The organism is Acinetobacter sp. YH12226, from assembly GCF_013417805.1.
Lineage (GTDB): Bacteria > Pseudomonadota > Gammaproteobacteria > Pseudomonadales > Moraxellaceae > Acinetobacter.
The window spans coordinates 1-7,876 of sequence record NZ_VPDG01000037.1 but is presented as its reverse complement, the minus strand read 5'-3'; the positions used below and the strand labels follow the sequence as shown (position 1 = coordinate 7,876).

6 protein-coding genes are annotated in these 7,876 nt (G+C 41.1%); all 6 read right to left on the bottom strand.

The window, feature by feature from the left end; translation table 11 throughout:
* Positions 1–221: 221 nt before the first annotated feature.
* Positions 222–1,121 carry a cation diffusion facilitator family transporter gene (locus FTV08_RS15620; RefSeq protein WP_180087637.1) on the bottom strand — a complete coding sequence of 300 codons (900 nt, stop codon included), beginning with the start codon at positions 1,119–1,121 and terminating at the stop codon, positions 222–224.
* Between the two features lie 86 nt (positions 1,122–1,207).
* Positions 1,208–4,366: an efflux RND transporter permease subunit gene (locus tag FTV08_RS15615; RefSeq protein WP_005407475.1), complete on the bottom strand. Its 3,159-nt coding sequence runs from the start codon at positions 4,364–4,366 to the stop codon at positions 1,208–1,210.
* Entirely contained in the window at positions 4,356–5,591 is a 1,236-nt protein-coding gene (locus FTV08_RS15610) for an efflux RND transporter periplasmic adaptor subunit (RefSeq protein ID WP_004281853.1), read from the bottom strand. The genes FTV08_RS15615 and FTV08_RS15610 overlap by 11 nt, the downstream gene beginning before the upstream one ends.
* Before the next feature lies 1 nt (position 5,592).
* Entirely contained in the window at positions 5,593–6,960 is a 1,368-nt protein-coding gene (locus FTV08_RS15605) for a TolC family protein (protein ID WP_004281854.1), read from the bottom strand.
* A 49-nt stretch (positions 6,961–7,009) separates the two neighbouring features.
* Entirely contained in the window at positions 7,010–7,420 is a 411-nt protein-coding gene (locus tag FTV08_RS15600) for a hypothetical protein (protein WP_004733191.1), read from the bottom strand.
* Positions 7,421–7,562: 142 nt separating this feature from the next.
* A partial coding sequence (cadR, locus tag FTV08_RS15595; protein WP_218947228.1) for a Cd(II)/Pb(II)-responsive transcriptional regulator occupies positions 7,563–7,876 on the bottom strand: 314 nt, incomplete at its 5' end.

Sequence of the window (7,876 nt, the reverse complement as noted above, 5' to 3'; positions counted from 1 at the left end):
AATACCAGCGCACAGCCCAAAGAATGATTTCGCCCTGAAAATGCCGACCATGGAAAGGATTCATATGCTGCACCTTTAGCTAAAACAGTCTTCAGCTTACCATTCGTGGTTATTTGCAACAGTGCCGTTTAAAGTGCGTGTGATAAATAGAAGTGTAATACAGGAAAATGGTAAGGTTTATCAGCCTAGTCATCTGTCCATTATGTAGAAAGAGCAGCACTTTAATGTTTATGCTGTTCCAATGTATTACATTCCTTACTTTCTATTTGTAACGTAATTTCAGTAATACTATGATTATGTTTTAGAACGTCTAAGGCCTTTTGATAGAGCTGATCTGGATCGCTATTAGGAGCAACCAAATGAGCAGTTAAATGAATGTTTTTTGAAGATATAGCCCAGACTTTCAACTGATGAATCCCTTCAACACCCTCTAGCTTCAATAAATCATTTCTTAACGACTCAATATCAATCTCATCAGGAACTCCTTCAAGCAGAATATTAATACTTTGTTTTAATAAAATCCAAGTTCGAGGTAAGACCCAGAAGCCAATTAACACAGCGATTACGGTATCAACCCACATCCACTGGGTAAAATAAATAACTATTCCTCCGATAATCACGCCTATCGATCCTAGAGCATCACTAAGAACTTCTAAATATGCACCTTTTATATTTAGACTTCCTTCAGCACTAGCAGAAAGGATTTTCATTGAAATCAAATTTACGACCAAACCAATGACCGCGACAATCATCATTTCAACACTTTGAATTTCAGCAGGGTTCGTAAAACGTTGATAAGCTTCATATACAATATATATTGCTACCACAAAAAGCATCACCGCATTAAACAGAGCCGCTAAAATTTCAAATCGCTGATAGCCAAAAGTTCTTTTATCATCTGCGGCTTTTTTACCAATTTTGATAGCGGCAAGAGCAATAGCTAAAGCGGCTACATCAGTAAACATATGAGCGGCATCAGACAGTAATGCTAAACTTTGGGTAATAAAAGCAGCGACAACTTCTACTATTAAAAAAGTAGTCGTTAAACCCAAAGCAAACATTAACTTCTTACTATTTTCTTCAGTAACAACCGCATGGCTATGATCATGATGTTCTGACATAAAATATTTTCCTTATTCTATTTATGATGAGCAGAGATATTGGATAACAGCCAATATCTCTGCTGTAAATCGACTAATCTATTGGATTAAGAAACTTTCTTTTCATTCATCCAGCGGTACAGTACGGGCAATAAAACCAATGTAAGCAGGGTAGAGGAGATAATTCCTCCAATAACCACTGTTGCTAAAGGTCTCTGTACTTCTGCCCCAGTTCCGGTTGCCAAAGCCATCGGGACAAACCCAAGGGACGCCACACAAGCGGTCATCAGCACAGGTCTAAGACGCAAAATTGCACCCTGCCACGTTGCATAATAAAGGTCATATTGTTGTCGCAACTCTTTGATAAAGGTAAGCATGACTAAGCCATTCAGTACAGCCACCCCCGATAGTGCAATGAAGCCAACCCCTGCTGACATGGATAATGGAATGTCACGCAACCACAACGCGATTAAGCCTCCACATAAGGCAAACGGTACACCACTAAAGACCAGTAAGCTTTCTTTGATATTATGGAATACAGCCATCAATAAAATAAAGATCGTCAACAATGCGAGCGGAACCACCAATTGCATACGCGCTTTTGCAGACATCAGATTTTGAAATTGACCGCCATAATCTATCCAATAACCGCTTGGTAATTCCTGTTTGGATAACGTGCTCTGAAGCTCTGTTACGAATGAGCCTAAATCACGTCCTTCTACATTTGCAGTAATAACCACTCGACGTTTACCATTTTCACGGCTGACCTGATTAATACCCAGGATATTTTCAACGCGTGCCACATCTTGCAGTTGGACTAAACCACCATTCGGCAATTGAATAGGAAGTACCGCTAACTGTTCAGGACTACGCTGGGATTCATCTAGACGGATGACAAAATCAAAACGCTTGTCTCCCTGTAAAATTGTTCCAACATTCTGGCCACCGACACTTGTAGCTACCAGATCCTGAATTGCTCTTACCGACAAGCCATATTGTGCAGCTCTGGACTTATCCACCTCTACATTCAACAAGGGTAAGCCACTGGTCTGTTCTACATTAACGGCTGTCGCGCCTGAAATTGAGTTAATTTTTTGAGAAATTTTATTCGCTTCGCGATTTAGAATCTCCATGTCATCACCAAATAATTTGACACCCACATCACTTCGCACCCCTGAAATTAACTCGTTAAAGCGCAGTTCAATGGGTTGCGAGAACTCACTGTTATTTCCCGGCAATGTCGCTAAGAAAGTAATCATTCTTTGGCGAAGCTCATCAATCGTTTGTTTTGGATCAGGCCATTCATCATGAGGTTTTAACAGTACCACGCCATCTGAAATGTTGGGTGGCATAACATCTGTGGCCACTTCTGCTGTACCGGTACGAGCAAAGATCGCTTTAATTTCAGGAAATTCTTTCAACAGTAACTTTTCAGTATTTTCCTGCATTCTCAGTGACTGTTCTAACCCTGTACTTGGGGAACGCATTTGCTGAACAGCAAAATCACCTTCACCCAGTTGAGGTGCAAACTCGCTACCTGTTTGAGTGGCTAGCACGCCCGTAAGCACTAAAATACAGGCAGCCACAATAGTCACAAATAAACGAAGCTCATAGGCTTTATCTAAAAGCAGTTCATATTTGGTTTTAAGCCAATGCATCCAGCGACTTTCGGTTTCCTTGACTTCTCCAGTGACAAATAGGGCAACTGCGGCTGGCACAAAAGTGACAGATAAAATCATGGCCCCAATTAAAGCCAGTACAACAGTCATTGCCATAGGATGGAAAAGTTTGGCTTCTACACCCGTCAGGGTAAAGATAGGTAGATAAACCACCAAAATAATTAACTGTCCAAAAATCAGAGGACGACGCGCCTGTTTTGCAGCCAAGAAGACTTCTTTAAATCTTTCAGAACGGCTAAGTAAACCACCTTTCAGCTTCTGAGCTTCTGCTAGCCGACGGATACAGTTTTCTACAATAACCACTGCACCATCAATAATAATACCGAAGTCCAGTGCCCCTAAACTCATCAGATTTGCACTAATCTTCTGCTCTGCCATTCCCGTCAAGGTAAACAGCATTGACAGTGGAATAACGCAAGCCGTGATCAGCGCAGCACGGAAATTACCTAGAAAGAGAAATAAAATAACAATGACGAGGATTGCACCCTCAATCAAATTTTTCTGAACGGTTTTGATCGCCCGATCAACCAAATGCGTACGGTCATACACAGTCTCAATCACCACACCTTTAGGTAGCGATTGCTGGATCGATTGCACCTTTTCATCAATGGCTTGAGCAACGGTACGGCTATTTTCTCCCATCATCATCATGGCAATACCCAATACAGTTTCTTCACCATTATAGGTTGCAGCCCCTGTTCTCAAGTCATGACCAATTGAGACATTGGCGACATCTGCCACCCGAATCGGATAGCCGTTTTTATTGGCAATACTGATGTTCTGGATATCTTCAATCGTGTTTAAAGTGCCGGGAACACGAACCGTTAGCTGTTGTCCATTTTTCTCAATATAGCCAGCACCACGGTTTTCATTATTCTCTGTTAAGGCAGTTTGTAAATCAGACAAAGGAATTTGCAATTGTTGCAATCGGTTCAGATCCGGGGCAACCACATAGGTTTTATTAAAGCCACCAATGCTGTTGATCTCCGCAACGCCTTTTACGCGCTGTAATTGTGGCCTTACAATCCAATCCTGAATTTCACGTAAATCCATAGCCGAATAAGCGGTCCCATCCGGTTTTTTAGCATTTGGTTCGGCTTTAATCACCCATTGATAGATTTCACCTAAACCTGTCGAAATAGGTGACATGTTAGGTTGCACATCTTCAGGCATTTCTCCCATTGCTTCTTGCAAGCGCTGGTTGATAAGCTGTCTGGCCCAGTAAATATCCGTGCCATCTTCAAAAATGATGGTCACTTGCGATAAGCCGTAGCGTGAAATAGAACGGGTTTGTTCCATTTTCGGCATGCCTGACATGGCATTCTCGATTGGATATGTAATCCGCTGTTCCATTTCTAAAGCCGTAAAACCATTGGCTGAAGTGTTAATCTGCACCTGAGTATTGGTAATATCTGGTACAGCATCAATCGGTAACTTTTGATAACTATAAATACCAATAGCAATCCAAGCCGCAATAAACAGCATGACCCAGATTGCGTTATGGATAGAAAACTGGATCAGTCGATCAAACAGTCCTTCAGGTTTTACCGATTCGTGGTCTGGAATTTGAGGAGTTTCAGTGCTCATGTGAAGCCTCTCCTTTTTCCAGCTCGGATTTCAGTAAAAAACTGCCTTGAGCGGCATATTTTTGTCCCTGACTAAGCCCACTCACCACTTCAATCCATTGGCTCTCCCCAGATGATTGCCCTAATTTCACAGGTTGCGGACTGAATTCAACTTTTTGTCCATGCTGAGTGGCGACAAAAACCACATCTTTTCCATCGACATTCTGAACTGCGGACTTAAGTACCCGTAATGCGGTACTTTCACTCCGTTGTTGCAACTGTACGTTCACCATCAAGTTTGGACGTAATTCGGTTGCATTCGATTCAACTTTTGCTCGCACCTGAAGACGACCTGTTTGAATATCCGCTTCAGTATTTAAAGTCTGAATAACAGCTTGATAAACCTTTTCTGTTTGCAAGGATTTAAATTCGATCTTTTGATTCGGGGCTAAGCCCATAATTTCAGAATTTGGAACAATAAACTCAAGCCAGAGTTGATCTAACCGGTCTATCGTAAAGAGTTGATCGGCTAACTGAACATTTTCCCCGAGAACCAAATCCTTTTTACTGATCACGCCAGAAATGGGAGCTTTCAAAATATAGCGTCCGTTACTGGCATTCACTGCACCAAATGCACTTAAACGTGATTGGGCCGCTTGAACCTGAATTTGTGCCCGTTTATAGCTGTTATAAGCACGTTGATAGTCCTGTTTTGCTGAAATGCCCTGTGACCAAAGCTGACGCTCACGATCATAGTCTTGTTTCGCCAGTTCAAGGTTGGTTTGTTCAATTTTAAGATTGGCCTGCTGATCAACTAGATCAGGAACAAGCAACGCAGCCAAAGGCTGTCCTTTCTGAACTTTTTGACCGAGTTCTACATAGACATTTTCTACATGACCACTAAAACTCGGTGAGACGTGCGCTTGCTGGTCAGTATTCACATTCAGTTTGGCAGGATAAGAACTTAATTTAACCACCGGGCCTTGATCGACCGCTGATAATTGTATGCCCTGTTCCACCAGTTGCTTGGCAGTCAGGCTCACACCTTCTGCATGCTCTTCGGTTTCACCGCCATGTTCTTCTCCGCTTTCTTCCTCTGCATGTTCATCTGATGTTTCCGATTTATTCTTACCAGTTAAGATCAAAAAAATACTGAGGAGTACGGTAGCGCCGATAACCAAACTAATCAGTAGAGGTTGAGAGATTTTTCCGCTCTGTTTTTTTAAGCTGTTTTTAAGATCGAACATGTTAATTTCCCCCACCAATGACAGGCATGGCCTGTATGTCTTGCCATAAGTTTTGATTGATTTGTGCAATAGCATCTTTCGACATGACTTCACTTGGGCTAATGCCTAAGCTCAAACTTTCTGCTTCAATGGCCTTTTGCCAGCCATCCCGTAACAACTGGACTTTACGCAGACGGATGTCTTGTAATTGAAGCGTGGCTTGCTGAACATCGGTTAAAGCAAACTTGCCTGCCAAGAAACCTTGTAGCGTCTTACTTTGAACTTGAGTCGCCAAAGGAATTTGAGTCTCGTCAACGACTTTGAATTGCAGCTCTAAACCCTGCAACTCGGTTAAAATTGTGCCTATTTGCAGCGCATTTTGCTTCAGATAAAACTCTTTCTGACGCTCTAATAAGTTCATTTTTTCTTGCGCGATTTTTATGCCATTTTGCTGACGATCGAAAATATTAAGCGGTACACTGACTCCGACTACTAATTGATTTTGTGTGGAGTTTTCCAAGGATTGGGTGCGGTTGACACCTAGGTTTAAAGTGGGGTTAGGACGTGCCTTTGCCCTTAGTTGATCAACCGTTGCTTGAGACTCTAATACCAGTAAAGCTCGATATTTCTCAACGTAGTTTTCCGCTAAATATTCTTGAACCTGTTCATGAGTCGATTTTGGCCAGAGCTTTTGTGAAGAGAGGTTTACCTGCAATGACTTATCAGACGTACCCCATAAATTTGATAATTGTTGGGTGGCCACTTGTACCTGTAAGTCTGCCTGTCTAAAAAGACGGATATTTTCAGCATGGCTTAAACGTGCGCGATTTACATCTACTTGGGCAATACTGCCTGCATTAAAGCGCTTTTCGATTGCTTGAAGGTTTTCTTGGCTCACCCGAAGTTGTTCATTGACAATGTTTTTTTCAAGTTCAGCAATGGCCAGTTGTGACCATACATATTTCACTGCAAGCTCAATTTGTGCTTGATAAATCTTCTGTTTCAGCGCTGTTTTATCTGTAGAGAGACTGGCTAATTTTTGGTTTGCTCTTCGCTCACCAAAAATATCCAAGGGTTGTGATATGCCAATGGTAAGCTCTTTTTCATTATTTGAACCAAATCCCGTTTGTTCAACTGACAGTTCAGGATTTTTAAACAGCTTACTTTGCTGAAGATTCGTGGCATTAATGCTGTTTTGCGTTTCCCAGAAATTTTGGGACGCTTGATATTGGTTAACCTGCTCAATAGCTTGCTGCAGCGTTAAATCTTGAGTACTGGCGACTACGGAAGTACTGAAGCTGATCATTGCAGATAGCAAGATACCGCTACCTAAGGCTGACCAGGATAAATTCAGGATGGAGGTATCCTGATGTAATTTGTTTTTTGACATGAAAATGCCCCACGCATAATGAAATTAGGAGTGGTGGGCTTTTATAAGACTACCCCACCAATAGTAGGGGCAAATCGGGAGGCGGGGTTAATTGATCCAGATAAGGGGGTTTATAAAAAGTTATTCCCAAATAAGTTGGGGTAATGCCGGTCTCAAAATTAGCTTTAAGCTTCAGATCATCGGGTGGGTCAATCTGAATCACGATTGTATTTGAGAAATGACTGCACTTTTCGTTAAAACAAACCTTCTGACAATAGTCATAGATTTCTTTATAGTTTTCTAGGGAATAAAGTGCTTGACGAGGACTATCACTCTTTTCGTCTAAATCGATTGGATTAGAGAGTATTGAATTGGGTATGTTTGGCATTTCATGCAGACACGCAGCCTCTGCCACACTCCAAATATTCTGGAATGTGAATAAGAGTACCAATATCTGGATTAGAAATGTTTTTCTCTTCATACACAAATCTGTATTTAAAACACCAATAAGAAGCTGTCCAGATCTATCAAAGATCTGATCACAGAATTTGAGTAACCTTAAACTTTTTGCAGCCTTAAGTAAAGATATACAGAATTTTTGAAAAAAGCATAGGTCTAGATAATCAAGCTAGATTTTTTAGAACTCCACATTGGTCAATTGTACATAAGCCATCACAAGTACCTCTTAAATCAGATAATTGTTCAATAAGCTTTTGTTGCTTGATTATATTTTCTCTGATAGCACTGACATGTAAGTCAATTAATTCATTCACATCTGAACAATTTTTCTTGGGATTATCTTTATAGGTGAGTAATTGACGAATTTCATTCAAACTCATATTTAAAGTTCGGCAATTCAAAATAAACTTAATTCGCTCAACATAGCCTATATCGTAAAGGCGGTAATTTCCTTCCGTTCTTTCGGGTTCCGGAATTA

What these genes read in the sequence shown, in the direction of transcription:
- FTV08_RS15620 (WP_180087637.1), bottom strand. Translation starts at nt 1,121, where the DNA reads ATGTCAGAACATCATGATCATAGCCATGCGGTTGTTACTGAAGAAAAT.
- FTV08_RS15615 (WP_005407475.1), bottom strand. Translation starts at nt 4,366, where the DNA reads ATGAGCACTGAAACTCCTCAAATTCCAGACCACGAATCGGTAAAACCT.
- FTV08_RS15610 (WP_004281853.1), bottom strand. Translation starts at nt 5,591, where the DNA reads ATGTTCGATCTTAAAAACAGCTTAAAAAAACAGAGCGGAAAAATCTCT.
- FTV08_RS15605 (WP_004281854.1), bottom strand. Translation starts at nt 6,960, where the DNA reads ATGTCAAAAAACAAATTACATCAGGATACCTCCATCCTGAATTTATCC.
- FTV08_RS15600 (WP_004733191.1), bottom strand. Translation starts at nt 7,420, where the DNA reads ATGAAGAGAAAAACATTTCTAATCCAGATATTGGTACTCTTATTCACA.